This window comes from Shewanella japonica, assembly GCF_002075795.1.
Classification (GTDB): domain Bacteria; phylum Pseudomonadota; class Gammaproteobacteria; order Enterobacterales; family Shewanellaceae; genus Shewanella; species Shewanella japonica.
Map to the genome: position 1 here is coordinate 1,264,045 of NZ_CP020472.1, position 15,627 is coordinate 1,279,671.

General features: G+C 39.8%; 15 protein-coding genes and 2 pseudogenes. 13 read left to right on the forward strand and 4 right to left on the reverse strand.

Going from position 1 to position 15,627, the window contains the following annotated elements:
* Positions 1–6: 6 nt before the first annotated feature.
* The 9 genes from SJ2017_RS05390 (at position 7) to SJ2017_RS05435 (ending at position 8,774) form a co-directional block, all read left to right on the forward strand.
* The gene (locus tag SJ2017_RS05390; protein WP_055026465.1) at positions 7–402 is read left to right on the forward strand and encodes a SirB2 family protein; all 396 of its coding nucleotides are present in this window, start codon (positions 7–9) and stop codon (positions 400–402) included.
* Positions 403–411: 9 nt separating this feature from the next.
* Positions 412–1,200: a SirB1 family protein gene (locus tag SJ2017_RS05395; protein ID WP_065108920.1), complete on the forward strand. Its 789-nt coding sequence runs from the start codon at positions 412–414 to the stop codon at positions 1,198–1,200.
* A gap of 293 nt (positions 1,201–1,493) precedes the next feature.
* Positions 1,494–2,747: a DUF819 family protein gene (locus tag SJ2017_RS05400; RefSeq protein ID WP_055026463.1), complete on the forward strand. Its 1,254-nt coding sequence runs from the start codon at positions 1,494–1,496 to the stop codon at positions 2,745–2,747.
* Positions 2,748–2,804: 57 nt separating this feature from the next.
* Positions 2,805–3,653: a 3-deoxy-8-phosphooctulonate synthase gene (gene kdsA, locus SJ2017_RS05405; RefSeq protein ID WP_055026462.1), complete on the forward strand. Its 849-nt coding sequence runs from the start codon at positions 2,805–2,807 to the stop codon at positions 3,651–3,653.
* An 829-nt stretch (positions 3,654–4,482) separates the two neighbouring features.
* Complete coding sequence (locus tag SJ2017_RS05410; protein ID WP_080915114.1) at positions 4,483–4,926, forward strand: hypothetical protein; 444 nt, start codon at positions 4,483–4,485, stop codon at positions 4,924–4,926.
* A gap of 231 nt (positions 4,927–5,157) precedes the next feature.
* On the forward strand, positions 5,158–6,696 hold the full coding sequence (locus tag SJ2017_RS05415; protein WP_080915115.1) for a transposase: 1,539 nt from the start codon (positions 5,158–5,160) through the stop codon (positions 6,694–6,696).
* A 207-nt stretch (positions 6,697–6,903) separates the two neighbouring features.
* Complete coding sequence (locus SJ2017_RS21685) at positions 6,904–7,338, forward strand: hypothetical protein (protein WP_244899776.1); 435 nt, start codon at positions 6,904–6,906, stop codon at positions 7,336–7,338.
* A 552-nt stretch (positions 7,339–7,890) separates the two neighbouring features.
* On the forward strand, positions 7,891–8,307 hold the full coding sequence (locus SJ2017_RS05430; RefSeq protein WP_080915117.1) for a hypothetical protein: 417 nt from the start codon (positions 7,891–7,893) through the stop codon (positions 8,305–8,307).
* A 101-nt stretch (positions 8,308–8,408) separates the two neighbouring features.
* Positions 8,409–8,774, forward strand: a complete 366-nt coding sequence (locus tag SJ2017_RS05435; RefSeq protein ID WP_080915118.1) for a hypothetical protein — start codon at positions 8,409–8,411, stop codon at positions 8,772–8,774.
* Positions 8,775–8,812: 38 nt separating this feature from the next.
* Here the strand turns inward: SJ2017_RS05435 and SJ2017_RS05440 are convergent.
* A pseudogene (locus tag SJ2017_RS05440) lies at positions 8,813–9,777 on the reverse strand (IS110 family RNA-guided transposase).
* Positions 9,778–10,109: 332 nt separating this feature from the next.
* Here SJ2017_RS05440 and SJ2017_RS05445 point away from each other — a divergent pair.
* Positions 10,110–10,649, forward strand: coding sequence for a hypothetical protein (locus SJ2017_RS05445; RefSeq protein WP_156003164.1), 540 nt, complete (start codon positions 10,110–10,112; stop codon positions 10,647–10,649).
* 105 nt (positions 10,650–10,754) lie between these two features.
* Positions 10,755–11,054, forward strand: a complete 300-nt coding sequence (locus SJ2017_RS05450) for a hypothetical protein (protein ID WP_080915120.1) — start codon at positions 10,755–10,757, stop codon at positions 11,052–11,054.
* Between the two features lie 22 nt (positions 11,055–11,076).
* Here the strand turns inward: SJ2017_RS05450 and SJ2017_RS21420 are convergent.
* Positions 11,077–11,184 (reverse strand): annotated as a pseudogene (locus tag SJ2017_RS21420) (IS110 family transposase); the annotation flags it as partial.
* Positions 11,185–11,528: 344 nt separating this feature from the next.
* On the opposite strand from SJ2017_RS21420, the gene SJ2017_RS05455 reads away from it, so the two are divergent.
* Together SJ2017_RS05455 and SJ2017_RS05460 are read left to right on the forward strand one after the other, a co-directional pair.
* On the forward strand, positions 11,529–12,425 hold the full coding sequence (locus tag SJ2017_RS05455; RefSeq protein WP_080915121.1) for a DMT family transporter: 897 nt from the start codon (positions 11,529–11,531) through the stop codon (positions 12,423–12,425).
* Between the two features lie 126 nt (positions 12,426–12,551).
* Positions 12,552–13,694, forward strand: a complete 1,143-nt coding sequence (locus SJ2017_RS05460) for a DUF481 domain-containing protein (protein WP_055024357.1) — start codon at positions 12,552–12,554, stop codon at positions 13,692–13,694.
* 40 nt (positions 13,695–13,734) lie between these two features.
* Here SJ2017_RS05460 and SJ2017_RS05465 read toward each other — a convergent pair whose 3' ends face one another.
* Together SJ2017_RS05465 and SJ2017_RS05470 are read right to left on the reverse strand one after the other, a co-directional pair.
* Entirely contained in the window at positions 13,735–14,445 is a 711-nt protein-coding gene (locus SJ2017_RS05465) for a phosphatase PAP2 family protein (protein ID WP_080915122.1), read from the reverse strand.
* A 208-nt stretch (positions 14,446–14,653) separates the two neighbouring features.
* A complete protein-coding gene (locus SJ2017_RS05470) occupies positions 14,654–15,613 on the reverse strand; it encodes a ketopantoate reductase family protein (RefSeq protein WP_080915123.1) in 960 nt (319 codons plus the stop codon).
* Between the last annotated feature and the right edge of the window lie 14 nt (positions 15,614–15,627).

Sequence of the window (15,627 nt, forward strand, 5' to 3'; positions counted from 1 at the left end):
ACAATAATGGAAACCTTTTACAGTTTATATCCTGCTGTTAAGCATACGCACTTAACGTTCATCTTTTTAAGTGTGGTATTCTTTATTACTCGCTTTGTACTGCACATGCGTCAATCGCCTGTTATGGACAAGAAGTTTGTCAAAGTTGCACCACACGTAATTGATACCTTCTTATTATTGTCAGGACTGACATTATGCTTCATGATCAAGCAGTATCCATTTGTAGATGAATGGATGACAGAGAAGTTAATTGCCGTACTTGCCTACATTGGTCTAGGTGTAATGGCATTAAAAGGTAACCGCAATAAATTCTTTAAAATCTTTGCCTTTTTAGGCGCTATTGGATGGCTCGTATTGGCTGCCAGGCTGGCTCATTTTAAACAAGTTGTATTAATGGGTTAATAGAGTTTCATGGCTAAACATCAAATGAATGATGCAGTTAAGATCCCCGAAACTGCATTCGAAATAACGCAACATCTCGGTTTTTCACAAGAAAAAAAAGCACTCTGGGCTTGGTATGAAATTGCAGGTTCAGTGATGAGTTTGCATGTGGAAGATCCGCAGCAACGTTTTGACGGTTTATTACGCTGGTTTTATAACGATCTTGGCTTTTGTGCCCGTGAAGATTATTTCAGTGTCGAAGCGGCAGATTTAGGCAGTTGTATTATGAGCCGTCAAGGTAATAGTACTACTCTTGCAACTGTTTTAGTGTTGCTGGCTAAGCAGTTGGACATCACCTTAGATGCTGTTTTGTTGCCGGGGCAAACCGTTGTTCGTTCTCGTATCAATGACGAAATGAAGTACTTTGACCCGCTAACGGGTGAGACATTAACACGTAACCAACTGCATTTATTAGTGCGTGGTGAGTTAGGTAATGCTGCCCAGATGAAGCCTAAGTACCTTAAAACGGCAACACTTAAGCGTCTGATTTCTCGCATGATACATGAGCTTAAAGCAGGCTGTATTGTGACGCATCAATTTGAGCAAGCAATGGAGTGCTGTAATTTATTATTACAATGGCACCCAGATGATGTGAACTTGAATCGTGAAAGAGCCTTCATTGCACAGCAACTCGGTTGTATTAAAGTGGCAATGTCAGATCTACAGCACTTTGTAGACAGTAGCCCGCACGATCCTGTGACTGAAATTGTTAAAATGCAATTAAAAGAGCTCAGTCAACAGCCGCAAACGTACCATTAACCGACTGACTGCACATCGATATTCAGGCTCATTTTATGAGCCTGAATTTTTTTGTTTCAAATGAGAACCTTGTTAACTAGGACGTGATCAATGTTATCGAGTGAGGTAGTTCAAGCAAACACCATGTAACTGCTGCTCAAAACAAGATTATCGATTACAGTACCAAGCTCATTAGCGATAAAGGCTAATGTAGCAGATATAACAATAATACGATTGACAAAAATAAGTACGATTAAACGTATATAACAATAAAAATATTTCACTATGACATGCATTCGCAAGGGAGATTGTTCATGACAACCAGTCCTATGGTTACTAATGACGCAACAGCATTAGGCCTGTTAGCCGTTATTCTCGGCTTTGTTTTTTATACCAGCTCATCATCAAGTCCATTCTGGCAAAAGTTTTATAAATTCATTCCAGCCTTATTACTGTGTTACTTCTTGCCTTCATTATTAAATACGTTTGGCATTGTCGATGGTGATACCTCAAAGCTTTACTATGTCGCATCCCGTTATTTATTGCCTGCTTGTTTAGTGTTACTGATTTTAAGTGTCGATTTAAAAGCAATTCTCAGTTTAGGCCCTAAAGCCATTGTGATGTTTTTAACAGGCACAGTAGGCATTGTTATCGGTGGCCCCATTGCACTATTAATCATTTCAGCGATAAACCCTGACGTATTAGGTGGTAACGGTCCAGATGCGGTTTGGCGCGGTATGACGACGCTTGCGGGCAGCTGGATTGGTGGTGGTGCAAACCAAGCATCGATGAAAGAGATATATGAAGCGGGTGGTAATATCTTTTCGGTGATGGTCACGGTTGATGTGATTGTGGCTAATATTTGGATGGCTGTTTTATTACTCATGGCCTCAAGAGCTAAACAGATTGATGCTAGAACGGGGGCTGACACCACAGCACTTGAAGCATTAAAAGAAAAAGTAGAAAAGTATCATGCTGAAAATGCCCGTATACCGTCATTACGTGATTTAATGCTGATAGTGGCAATAGGCTTTGGGGTAACAGGGTTAGCTCATTTTGCCGCAGACTTTTTAGGGCCATTTTTTGAAACCAACTATCCTTGGACTCGAGATTACAGCTTAACCTCGAAGTTCTTCTGGTTAGTGGTATTAGTGACATCAATTGGTTTGGCTTTATCATTTAGCCCAGTTAAGCATTTAGAAGCCGCTGGCGCATCTAAAGTCGCGTCGGCGTTTTTATATATTTTGGTGGCGACCATTGGTTTGCACATGGATGTATCAAAACTCGCAGACGAGCAAAACTTGTGGTATTTCGCCATCGGAATTATATGGATGATTGTGCATGCTAGTTTTATGTTACTAGTGGCCAAATTAATCAAAGCCCCATTGTTTTATATGGCAGTGGGAAGTCAGGCAAACGTTGGCGGCGCAGCATCAGCGCCAGTGGTTGCCGCCGCCTTCCATCCAGCTTTAGCGCCTGTGGGCGTATTGTTAGCGGTATTGGGCTATGCTGTAGGAACGTATATGGCATGGTTATGCGGACAGCTATTACAAATTATTGCTGTTTAGCCTTATTATATGGCGCTGGATAACCAGCGCATTGAATGTTGAAAAAGAGAAGTGACTATGGAACAAAAAATCATTGGTTTGAATGAACTTGAAATCGCAAATGACAAACCGTTTGTATTATTTGGCGGCATGAACGTGCTTGAGTCTCGTGATCTTGCTATGTCGATTGCTGAGCATTATGTAGAAGTAACACAAAAGCTAGGCATTCCGTATGTATTTAAAGCCTCTTTTGATAAAGCAAACCGTTCATCGGTCAATTCATACCGTGGTCCAGGTATGGAAGAAGGGTTAAAGATTTTCGAAGAAATTAAATCAACCTTTAACGTACCTATCATCACAGATGTGCATGAAATTCATCAGTGTCAGCCTGTTGCAGATGTGGTTGATATTATTCAATTGCCAGCGTTTTTAGCCCGTCAAACAGACTTAGTGGTTGCAATGGCTAACACTGGTTCAATCATTAATGTGAAAAAGCCACAGTTTTTAGCGCCACATGAAATGCGTCATATTATTAAGAAGTTTAACGAAGCGGGTAATGACAACATCATCTTATGTGAGCGTGGCTCAAGCTTTGGTTACAACAACTTAGTTGTGGATATGCTAGGCATGGATGAAATGAAGCAATCAGGTTACCCAGTGATTTTTGATGCGACTCATGCATTGCAGCGTCCTGGTGGACGAGAAGATAGCGCTGGCGGACGCCGTGCTCAAGCAACAGAGCTTGCTCGCAGTGGTATGGCGTTAGGTTTAGCAGGTCTGTTTATTGAAGCGCATCCAGATCCCGATAATGCCAAATGTGATGGCCCATGTGCATTACCATTGCATCAGCTTGAAAACTACTTGACCCAAATGAAAGCGGTTGATGATTTGGTTAAGTCGTTTGAGCCGATTGATACCAGTAAGTAGATAAGAGATGTTTAAAAAGCCCTGAACTTATTGCTAAGTTCAGGGCTTTTTTGTGGCTTAATATTTAAATTTTATTACTTTAAGTTAACGGCTTTAATTAAGAGTAATTGATGATTATTAGTGTTTTAGTTTGAAATAAGATCAAGGTGGTGGCGCCCCGCCGACACCAGAGCAAGAAGGGGGAAACAGCTCACCCCTGTTGCTTTTCGCTAAGAGCTACGCCCCAGTAGCTCAGGCGAAATTTAAACAGCAAAATTTCCAACAGAGAATCATCTAGCTTTAAACTTCGTTTGTAGTTCTTACGCGTTTTTGCTTCAAACCTTGTTTACTATTTTGAAAACTCTACGTCATGGCACTTTGTTAATATCAGTTTTAGTCATATGGATTTCACACAGGAATTCCAAATGAAGGTTGGAAATAAAAGATGAGCTAGCAAGAGAAACTCATGTGGCAAAGAGCGCAAATATCACCTTATATTTCTAAAATATTGCGCACTATATCTGACCTTAAAGTGCTAGATAGATATACAGTTATCATTTTACACGAATGATTCTTGAGTAAAGTGAGCAAAAGTCGGATTATTTTCGCTCGATAAACTGCTAGATATTTGATAAGTTGTTGAATCTAAAGTTATTGGTAAAAGGTTGTAGAGACCTCTACATCAAAGCGCTCACTTTTGCGGGCTTGATATTAATAAAATGGGTGTTGAATTTTCGTTTTATTCATACTAAACAGTCGGTTGGCTTAGCATGGTTGCTACTAAGCTGAATTTTAGCCGGAAGATTATCGAGCAGCTATATAATAAGCTGTTATAAGTTTCGAGAGTTCTGTGTATAAAATTAGTCAAAGTGTAATAAATAAAAGAAAAAGAAGCCCCTTTTTTGTTGCGTTGTACGTGATTGGACTAGCTACTTTATTTTCCTTGCCATCAAAAGGAGCAGGTTTTGATTGGGTTAGGTTCACCTTTATTTTTGGCATTACAGGTGTTCTTGCTGTTGGCTCAAACATACTTGGTACTAGAAGATTTTTGGCGTTTACTAAAAACCATGAGATTCACCTTCTCAAAGAGGGCTTAAAGTCTATTGAGCAAGATGGATATAATGTACTTCCTTGGGAAAACGTAACTGAAGTAAAACAAAAAATAAAAGGTGGCAAAGTCATTAAGTTAGTTTTAAAAGCTTCTTCTGGTTCTATTGACCTAAGTAGCTACGGAAAACTTGATGAGTTATCTTCTGCTTTAAAACAATATGTAAAAACAGAATTGTGGAAATAAACTTATAACAAGCCAATTAAGCGGGACTAAAAACAGTTTGCTCGGTTTCGCTTCGCTACACATTTTAGCAAACAATTTTTAGCCCCTTATTGGGGCGTTGAGGCTGTAGAATTTCTCTCCAAATGACGTTTTCAACGTCTTTTACAAATAAACTTATCTGGTTGTTTTTTAACCTTGCGGCGTATCAATGTCTGTGATCTAATAGATATTATTCACCTACAGTAAATTGTTATGGCCAACTACAAGCCTGACTTATCCTGTCAAAGTAAATTCATTCCCATCAATTTTTCAGAGCAAATTCTGCCTGGTACGTTTGAGTATGCGCTTTGTTATATTATCGAGAATAAACTTGATTTATCGACATTTGATACCTGGTATAACAATGATAAAACGGGGGCAGCGGCGTATTCTCCCGCTGTGATGTTGAAGGTTATTTTACTCGGTTACGCTCATGGTTTAATCAGTAGCCGACGCATTGCCAAAGCTTGCGAAAACAATATTTTGTTCATGAGTGTGTCCGGTGACGTTCAGCCACATTACACTTCTATAGCGGGGTTTGTGGCTAAAATGCATGAGCAAATAGAACCCCTTTTTACCCAAGTGCTGATGATATGTGACGAAGAAGGATTAATCGGTCGTAATATGTTCGCTATTGATGGTTGTAAGATGAAGTCAAATGCGAGTAAAGAATGGAGCGGCACATTCGATGAACTTGGTCGTAAAAGAGTTAAGCTACAGCGTGCAAGTCAGCGCATTATTGAGCGTCATCAAGCGCAAGATGGGCTAAGTGAAGAGCTCGCCACACAAGATTTAAAGCAAAAAGAAAAGCTGGATAAAAGTGCGGATAAAATTACGACATTCCTTGCGACACACAAAGAGAAGTTAGGCAGTCAAGGCAAGCCTGTAAAAAGTAATATCACCGATCCTGACAGCGCCAAGATGACGACATCTAAAGGCACCATACAAGGTTATAACGGGATTGCGATAAATGATGATAAACATCAAATCATCCTACAAGCAAAAGCGTGGGGCTCGGTCGGTGAACAACAAACGCTCAAGCCTGCAGTCACGCAATTAAAACAACAGCTCGATAAACTCCATGTCGATATGCCCTCAAACGAACACACCATTAAATTCACCGCAGACAGCGGGTTCAATAGTGAAGCTAATTTGGCATTTATGGCGCAAAGTGGCTTTGATGTTTACATTGCCGATAACCAATTTAGAAAACGAAACCCGCTGTTTAAAGACAGTGAAACTTACGAAACAGAACAAGAAAAACGCAGATTTAAACGACGTCAGGGCAAGCCGCGCTTATTTACCTCTAGTGACTTTCATTATGATGAAACCACTCAGACCTGCCGCTGTCCTGCGGGCAATGACATGTGGCGAAGTGGTATCAATGTTAAAAGTTATAACCAAGAGTACACCCGATTCTGTGGTTACTTAAAAGACTGTAAAAACTGCCCGCTACAACAGCAATGCATGCGCAAACCGCCGATAAAAACGGGTCGGCAAGTACAGTTTAAGAATGATGAATCACGCAAAAAGCTCAGTTACATTGATAAGATGAAAGTGAAGATAGACAGCCCGATGGGACGACGACAATACAGCAAACGGCTCGGTTGTATTGAGCCAGTATTTGGCAATATTACGGTCAATAAAGGCATGAACAAACTGACCTTACGAGGCCAAGAAAAAGTAAACGCCCAATGGCAACTGTATTGTCTTGTTCATAATATCGAGAAACTGCAACATAGTATGCATTAAGAGGGGAAGCCCTTTTTACCTTTAAAAGTGACGTCTAAAGCTTCACTTAAACCGCAATTATCCCCACTTAAAATCAATGCTTGAAATCATAATGAAACCTAGGCTAAATGCTTGAATCAAAATAGGAACTCATATACTGTTTATTGATTGAACAATTAATTTTAAACGAGTAATTCTACAAGCTCGTTATATGCACTAAGGTCACGGATGAAGCAGTATTCAGTTGTTAGAATTAAAAAGTTGAACCGAGAGTTCACATTTGATGAAAATCATATGGATACGCGTTCTCCCCAAGTTGGTGATGTAGCGACTATTGTAGATGTCTATGATGGAGCTTTTGACCTTGAGTGTTGCGACAAAGATGGCTGTACAATTTGGTTGGAAATCTTTGATTCTAAGGACGCTGAATTTGAAATTTTAGATGATTTACCTTCCATTAAATTATCCCAAAATGAGTTCATAGAATTATTTAAATTCATGGAAAAGGCTAACGAATTATTTCATCAACCAATGAGGTATTCTGAGCCTGGTAAAGTAAAAGAATTTGCTCTGGCTAATTACCCGCTAATTAAAAAGTTTTACTATGAAACTCTGTGGGATAAGTTGCCAGAAGCAGAAAAAGAGCGACGACTTGATGAGTAACGTGCATATAACAAGTTGCTCAAGTTCGTTCGTAAACTCACTGGGACAATTAACAGTTGGCTTGCCGCTTCGTGCAAGTATACCCAACAGCTAATTGCCCCTTAGCAAAGCGTTATATGCCCTACACGAACTTGGAGAACCCTTGAATAAATTCGATTTCAGGTTTGATTCTGCTCCGAATCCAAAAGCAAAGGTTGTTCGTTACTTCGTTTATACACTTCTAGTGTCTATTTCCACGTTCTTGTTTGTGTATTTTGTTCACTACATGGGCAGTATATTAAACATAGATGTAAACCAGCCTTTGAGAGAGTTACCCATGAACGTTGTGTTTTGGGGGTTGTTAGGCATGTTTGTTACATTAGCTCTTATTTTTACAGTTTTACTAATGTTAGCTAGGGTGATATTTATAAATCTCAAGGTGTAATTGGGCATATAACAAAGCAAATTAAAAAGTGCGGACAAAAAACAGTTGGCTTTGTTCGTGCCTCACAAATTATAGCCAACTATTTTTAGCAGTTTATTTGCGGCGTTATACACATATAAAGGATTGGTGTGAATTTCAAAAAAGTGCTCTCAATTATAGCTTTCGTCATTGTCACCCTTAACTTGGGAAGGATGATTTTTGCTGACTTCGCTCAAACAAAACGTGAAGATGAGTTAAAAGCAACTTTTGAAAAGTATTTCACCGAGGACGATGAGCGGATAAAATTAGTTTGGTTTTCTGCACAAGGAAAAACTATTTCATTAGCTCTTGAGTTAGGTGGGCTCGGCGAAAACCCTAAAAAATTGGATTTGATAAAACAAAACTCTAGGGCCTATGTCAAAGATAAAGTCTGCTCTAGTCAACAACTTAGGCAGTTCGTAGAAGAAGGTAACTACATCTCTGTAGATATAAGAAATGGAGATGCAACTTACAGCAACGTAGAAAATATTATGAATATAACTATGTCAGCTAATAAATGCGTATAACAAGCTGTTTAATCAGGACAAAATACAGTTGGCTGTGTTTCGTTCCTCAACATTTTAGCCAACAATATTTTGCCCATTAACTAGGGCGTTAGGTTTTCAAAATGGAATTGGAGCAAATGAACAATTATCTTTCCAAACTCGAGGGTCCTGCTGATGTAGAAAATATATCAGTAGAGAAATCCGATGTTGCAGGATCATTGTTAATTAAATTTAATGGAGATACCGGAACCAAAGATGATGGTGAAATTGAACTAGAGTTTTATGGCATTGATTCAATGTGTCTTTCATTCCGTCTATTAGCCCCTGTAAAGTTAGAACTATTAAACGAATTAGCGGTTCAGGTATTAGACTCTAATTATCTGGAAAACGACCTTAATTTCTACCAATTTACTGACGACGTTGGTGCTAAGTGGTGGATTTATGCTAAAGGGTTTAAGGCAAGGTTATTACCTGTATACTATGGGTAAAGAAACCTAACAAGAGACTATGGCGTCAATAGCTAATTTCAAGCTTTTGGCGCTTCCCGCATCACACCATCTCTTAGCATTGAATTAAGCGTCACGACCATCTTTCTAATACAGGCAATAATAGCTACTTTCTTTGGTTTTCCGGCTTCGACTAAACGTTGGTAAGTTTCTTTAAAAACAGGGTTTGATTGTATGGCTGACATCATTGCCATATACAAAACAGTCCTGACCTGATGCCGTCCACCTTGAATTTTTCGTTGGCCTTTGAAGCGACCACTTTCTTTATTCATTGGTGCAACACCAACTAATGAACTCGCTTCTTTATTATTAATATATCCAAGTTCAGGCAGGTTACTGATGATTGAAGCAGCGGCGATTTTACCTATTCCTTTCATGCTTTGTAGAATGATATTTTTGGCTTGGCTGATTTATTACGAGAAGCAGGGTTGGACTCAATGAGTTTAACTATTTTTGCTTCTATCTTTTCTATCTGATTTTTAAATACAGTTAAGATAGGTTTGATGGTCATCGCAACCTCTTTCGGCAGAATTTGCAGCCTGTTCTTCTCCATCGTTTGCATTGCCATAATTTGATTGCGTCTTGAGACTAAATCGCTCATAGCCTGCATGATGTCAGGCTTTAAAGTAGATAGCTTAGGCTTAATCGCATCTCCATAATGAGCGATGAGCTGCGCATCTAGCCTGTCTGTTTTAGCTTTTTGACCAATGGCACCAGCAAATCGTTTTATGTGTATTGGGTTCGCAATAACGAAGGGCAGATTTGCTTCAGCGCAGGCCATGATAAATGGCATTTCTAAGCGACCTGTTGCTTCAATAACGATACGTTCAGGATGGTGTTTCTTGATGAGGTTAACAGCTTCTTTAATGCCTTTCTCATCGTTTTTGACGTTGAAAAAGATATCGAGTGGTCGGATATAAATATCGAGCTGAAACTTACCCGTATCGACACCGATGTTAATGTTTTGATTAGTTTTTGAATTCATAATAAGCTAACTCTTGCTTGCAAATGCGGGTTCGAGACCCAGTAGACTATTCGAGTGTTTTGCTTGGAGTCCTTTGTCGCGTTCTTTCTTGTTATCGGTCTCTCAATAGAGGAGCCAGCAATCAATCGAACTACGACAAGGAAAGCTTTAGTTGCAGCTAAAGCCTGGGTCTCACATTACCCGAAACAGGGAAGTATTTGTAAATTAGGTGGGTTTATTATCCATACAAGCTAATTAATAAGGACAAAAAACAGTTGGCTGTTTTCGTTCCTCAACATTTTAGCCAACAATTTTTTGCCCATTATTAGGGCGTTAGTTTGCAAGGAGGTATCGTGCACATCGAATACATGAGAGATAAAAGCAAGGAAATGCCAATCATAGAGAATCCACTGGAGATCACGTCTATGACGATATGGCATTGCAATTATTTATCATTTTCCCAAATATCAGAATGCACAAACCTTGAACAACTCAATGTGGCTACATTGCCTGAAGGTGATTTTAATTTTCTGTTAAAGTGCACTAGTTTAAAGTTTCTTTCAATTACGCACTTACCAAACATATCAAACCTAGACTCACTTTCAGGTTTGCTCGAGCTAGAAACACTCTCATTATCAACTTTGCCAAGTTGGGATGCTTCGGGTAAAAAAACTATCGTTCATTCTCTTGAACCATTAGCTAAGTTACCAAATCTAAAATTTCTTGAATTGTTTGGTGTGGTTCCTGAAGCAGTTTCACTGGAATCGTTAAGTATTTTTCAACATTTGGAAAGTGCACGCTTTTCAAAGTACCCTAAGAAAATACTTAATCAGTTTTACAAACAATTTGAAGTCAGTGATAACTGGGCACCTGAATTTGAAATTGCAAACTAACAAGTTACTCAAAAGGACGCAAAACGCTTGGCTTGCGCGCCTTCGTCGCTAATTTTAGCCAAGCATTTATGCGCCCATTAGCAGGGCGTTAGGTGTTTTTCGAGCATGGAAGTTATCGAACGAGTTGAGATACTCGAAAATAATCAATTAATCGTTGTCTTAGCTAGTGGTGGCAATCCAAGATATCAGCATATTTATCGTGAAGGTGCTGAAGTGTATTGGGATAATGGTTTAAAAGCATTCACATCACCTCCACCTCGAAGCTGGAGTCATTCCGACTGGCTTCATCAAATTATAAACGTCACTAAAAATTGTAATATTAATTTAAGTTTTAATGATGAAACACTTTGGGTTAATATCCCAAACAACGTTAAAGAACAAATGGTTGTAGGTATAAACACCTAACAAGAGACTATGGCGTCAATAGCTAATTTTGAGCTTTTGAGGCTTCCCATATTACATCATCTCTTAGCATGCAATTCAGTGTTACAATCATCTTGCTAATACAGGCAATTATTGCCACTTTCTTTGGTCTTTGAAGCGACTAATATGTGGGTAAGTAATATGTGGGTCAGTGTAAATTTTAATTTATTACCTTTCCTTTCCTTTCCTTTCCTTTCCTAATCCCACGAGCGATTCTATACCCTTTGCGCTTACAAGCTTCTGTCCAGAACCATACTCGCTCTAAACCATTTATCTCCTCCACATGACTATATGCGAACAAAAAAGTATGTTCGACACAGGTCGAACGCTACTTCTAAGCTAGAACAAATTACCAGTAATCTATTGCTGAGTTTGTGATATTTTACAGTAATAAAAGACTGTTCAATTAAGTCATTAAAATAAACCTCAACGCTATGAATTATTGGGTATAAATGTATGTGGATAGCACTGACGATACTTGCGGCTTTTATGCAATCTTGGCGTAATGCATTTCAAAGCGAGCTGAGCCAGCAAGTGAAAGTCAGTGGTGTCACCTTGGCGCGCTTTATTTGGGCAGGTCCAATTGCTGCTTTATACCTTTTCAGCCTTTATCAATTTCAACCCAGTGAGCTTCCCAGTTTTAGTTATCAACTTTATGCTTTTGTCATTGGGGCATCTTTGATGCAAATTTTGGCTACGGGATTGATGGTTAAACTATTTCAGTTAAAGAACTTTGCTGTTGGTGCAGGGCTTGCGAAAAGTGAGGCCTTGGTCGCAGCGATATTAGGTGTGCTTTTTTTTGGTACGAGTCTGAGTTTGTTAGGCTGGATTGGTGTGATAATTGGTGCGGTTGCTGTAATGCTGTTAAGCACTCAACGGGGTGTTAAGCGATTATCGCTTAATACCATAGTGCTTGGTATTGGCAGTGGGGTTGCGTTTGCGTTCACATCACTTTGGGTACGAGAGGCAAGCTTGCTGCTCATGACTGACTCAGCGATGTATGACCCTATTCCATTTACCCATAGAGCTGCTTGGGTGTTGTTATCTGTTATTGGTCTACAGACATTGATACTGGTCAGTTACCTTGGGATTAAAGACCGAGCGACATTACTGGCGCTTTGGCATAGACCAAGGTTAACGCTTTCAATCAGTGTGTGTAGCTGTATCGCTTCTATTGGTTGGTTTAGTGCAATGTCGTTGCAAGCTGTGCCTTATGTGAAAACCTTAGGTCAAATTGAAGTGTTTTTTACTATGCTCATTAGCGTATTTTGGTTAAAACAAAAAGTGAAGGTTAACGAAATATTGGGTTTAGTCTTAATAGCACTAGCTGCAATTTTGGTGATGTGGACTTAACAATTAGCTGCAGCTGACGGGGTAACCCCATTTGGAGTTTTATGCCTTATATTGATTTTAATTTGTTGTTTTTTCGTACTATACTAGCCTGAGTAAAACCAAGAAGTCTTATTCAGGGAGTGTTTTATGAATCACCTTGCTCGACAACTGAGTGTTGCCATAGGCTGCACTAGCCTCTTATTTACATTAAGTTCTAATGTTCACAGTGCCACTCTTTCGACAGAAAGTTTAGCGCCTGAAGGTAGTCAATTATCCGGTGCCGCAACTTTTACTCCCGAACAAGTTACCCCGCCTCAAGACAGTGAGTTTGATTGGCTACAGTTAACTTCGATGGAGCTGTTAAAAGGGGAAATAAAAAACCTGTATGATGATCAGCTTGAGTTTGAAAGCGATGAACTCGACACTCTTTTTATTGATTGGGATGACGTTAAAGTACTGCAAAGTGCTGGCACGGTCAGTATTGGCTTTTTAGATTTAAGCACCCAAAGCGGACAGTTATTGGTGCGTGACGGTAAAATGTTTATTGATGGTAAAGAGTTTCAGCGAGAGCAAATTCTGACCATTATCGCAGGCGAGCAAACTGAATCTAATTACTGGTCGAGTAAAATTAGTTTAGGTGCCAACTTTAGATCGGGTAACACTGAGCAAATTGATTACAGTGCTATCGCGAAAACTAAACGCAGAACCACTGAGTCTCGATTTAATATTGACTATATCGGTAACTATTCTAAATCAGACAGTGAAGAGAAAATTAATAACAACCGTATTAATACCAACTTCGATTGGTTTTTATCTAAGCAGTTTTATTTGCGCCCTGTGTTTGCTGAGATTTATACCGACAAGTTTTTAAACATTGAATACAAGCTAACTTTAGGTTCGGGTTTAGGTTATAACATCATTGATACTTCGAAAACCGAGTGGAGTATTTCAGGTGGTCCAGCATATACCTATACTAAGTTTAATAATGTCGAAGCGGGAGAAAGCACAGACAGTAGCTCCGCAACTGTGGTAGTTGAGACGGTTTACGATACCGAAATAACCAGCGATATCGATTTTATCACTTCTTATCGGGTGCAATACGGTGATGATGATTCTGGTGGTTATACTCATCATGCTTTAGCGACACTTGAGATTGAGTTAACGGATATCTTCGATTTAGATTTATCGTTTGTCTGGGATCACACTGCGAGCCCTCAACCTGATTCTGACGGCAATACGCCAAAAGAAAATGATTACCAGTTTATCGTGGGTTTTGGTATCGATATCTAACCGTTTAATCGCTCTCGGTTAAAGTCAACGAATCATCAAATTAGGACCTATTGAAAGGTCCTTTTTTATGTCTGAAATTCTTGTTGTGACAATAATAATTAATACTCAGTTGGCTTACGAGTAAACCAAGCGTTGCGCCCGCGAGAATATCGCCCAAATAATGATAATTTTGCAGTAATTGCCCTAGAACTACCGCCAACATCGCAAATATCCATATCAACTTAAAACGAGGGAAACACTGCCAAAACAACGATGCGAATGTAAACGTCAGTAGGGTATGTCCTGACGGGAAAGAATGAAAGCCTGCCGATAAAGAAAACGGATAAAATGCCTCTACGCCATGGGATATCCAAGAGAGGTTATTGTTAGTCCAAGTTTCTGGCCAAGTGCGGCCAAACACTATCTTGGCGCTGACTCTGATAATTGTGGCGTTGATTGCAACCAATAAGATGATATTTCTTAGATGATAAAGGCGCAGTTGATAGGGCTTAATTAGGCTAAGCATAACGATGATGAAGGCCAATATTTCCAGCACCAAAGGACTTTTGGATAATGACTCTAGCACAGCATGTGTTTGGCTTGAGTAGGCAAAGCTGGCTATTTTTACATGCATTACATGATGTATATATTCAGCTAGTGGGCGGTCAAAGTAGGTTATACAAAATAAAACCCCAAGCAGCATACTGATATACCCTGCAACAATGGCGGGCTTGAAAGGTTGGTAAGTGGGCGTAAAAGTCGGTTTGGTCATAAGACTAAGGCAGCTTTTTCATTAGTGAGTACAAGGCTGTTTGTATTGGCTCAAGGTTGTTATTTTAAGGCTCAGGGCTGTTATCTTAAAGCTCAGGACTGTTATCTTAAGGTTCAGGACTGTTATCTTAAAGCTCAAGGCTGCTATCTTAAAGCTCAAGGCTGTTTATATAAGCTCAAGGCTGTTATCAATAAGTCTAGCGCCAATCCTATAGTGAGCTGACATCATCCACGAGTTGGTCATTCACAGGGGTAGCAATATGATGATATTTCGCCCGTGACGTGACATAGCCATTAATTTGATGTATTTCAGTTTGACGTTGGTGCGCAATATCTTGATGCATTGAGGAGTAGTTATTCGCCGTCAGTGCGATAACCTGATAGACGTTTTCAACCATTACTTGTTTGGATAGCATTACGCCGTCTGCATTAGCCACCATGATACATTCGTCGATAATATTATCTATGCGCGCTTGGTATTGCGGTTTAGCGAGTTGACCGTTACGGCACTGTTCTATGGCCGTAAGTGGATTAATCGCACAGTTGATGACCAGTTTTTGCCAAAGGGCTAAACGAATGTCCTCGCTGACGTGACAATCAGGTATTGCTTGGGTTAACAGTGCTAATTGCTTCTCTGTTAATTTTTTGCCTTTAAAATGGCCCAACATTGTCTTACCTGTACCGGTTTGACGCACATGAAGCTTGTTGCATTTTAATGCCGCTTGCGATGTTGTGCCAAGATAAAGGTTAATGTCGTCTCTTTGATGTTGCGCCAATAAAGTGAGGGTATCTAAATGCGGTCCCATGCCATTATGCAACAACAGCAATGTGCATTGCTGCGGCAAGTTATCGATGAGTGGCCTGATGGCATGCGTCACTTGATAAGACTTTACACAAACGATGATTAACGAAACTGAGGCAAGTTGAGTGTGAGTTATCGTGTTTACATCGCACATCATCCCTTCAATGATCTGTGTCTCGCTGGTGGCTTCCTTTGAAAAAGGTTCAAATGTCAGTGCGTGTTCTTTGATTAAATCCCTACCGAGTAATATCGGCTGAGTGAACTCAGATAACTGCTTGTAAACCAACATGCCGATGGCGCCAGCACCAAGAATGGCAACCGTAGGTTTAGTGGCGGCAACCGTTTTGGTTGTGTGAGGCTGAAGCATAATGGGCTCGCTTA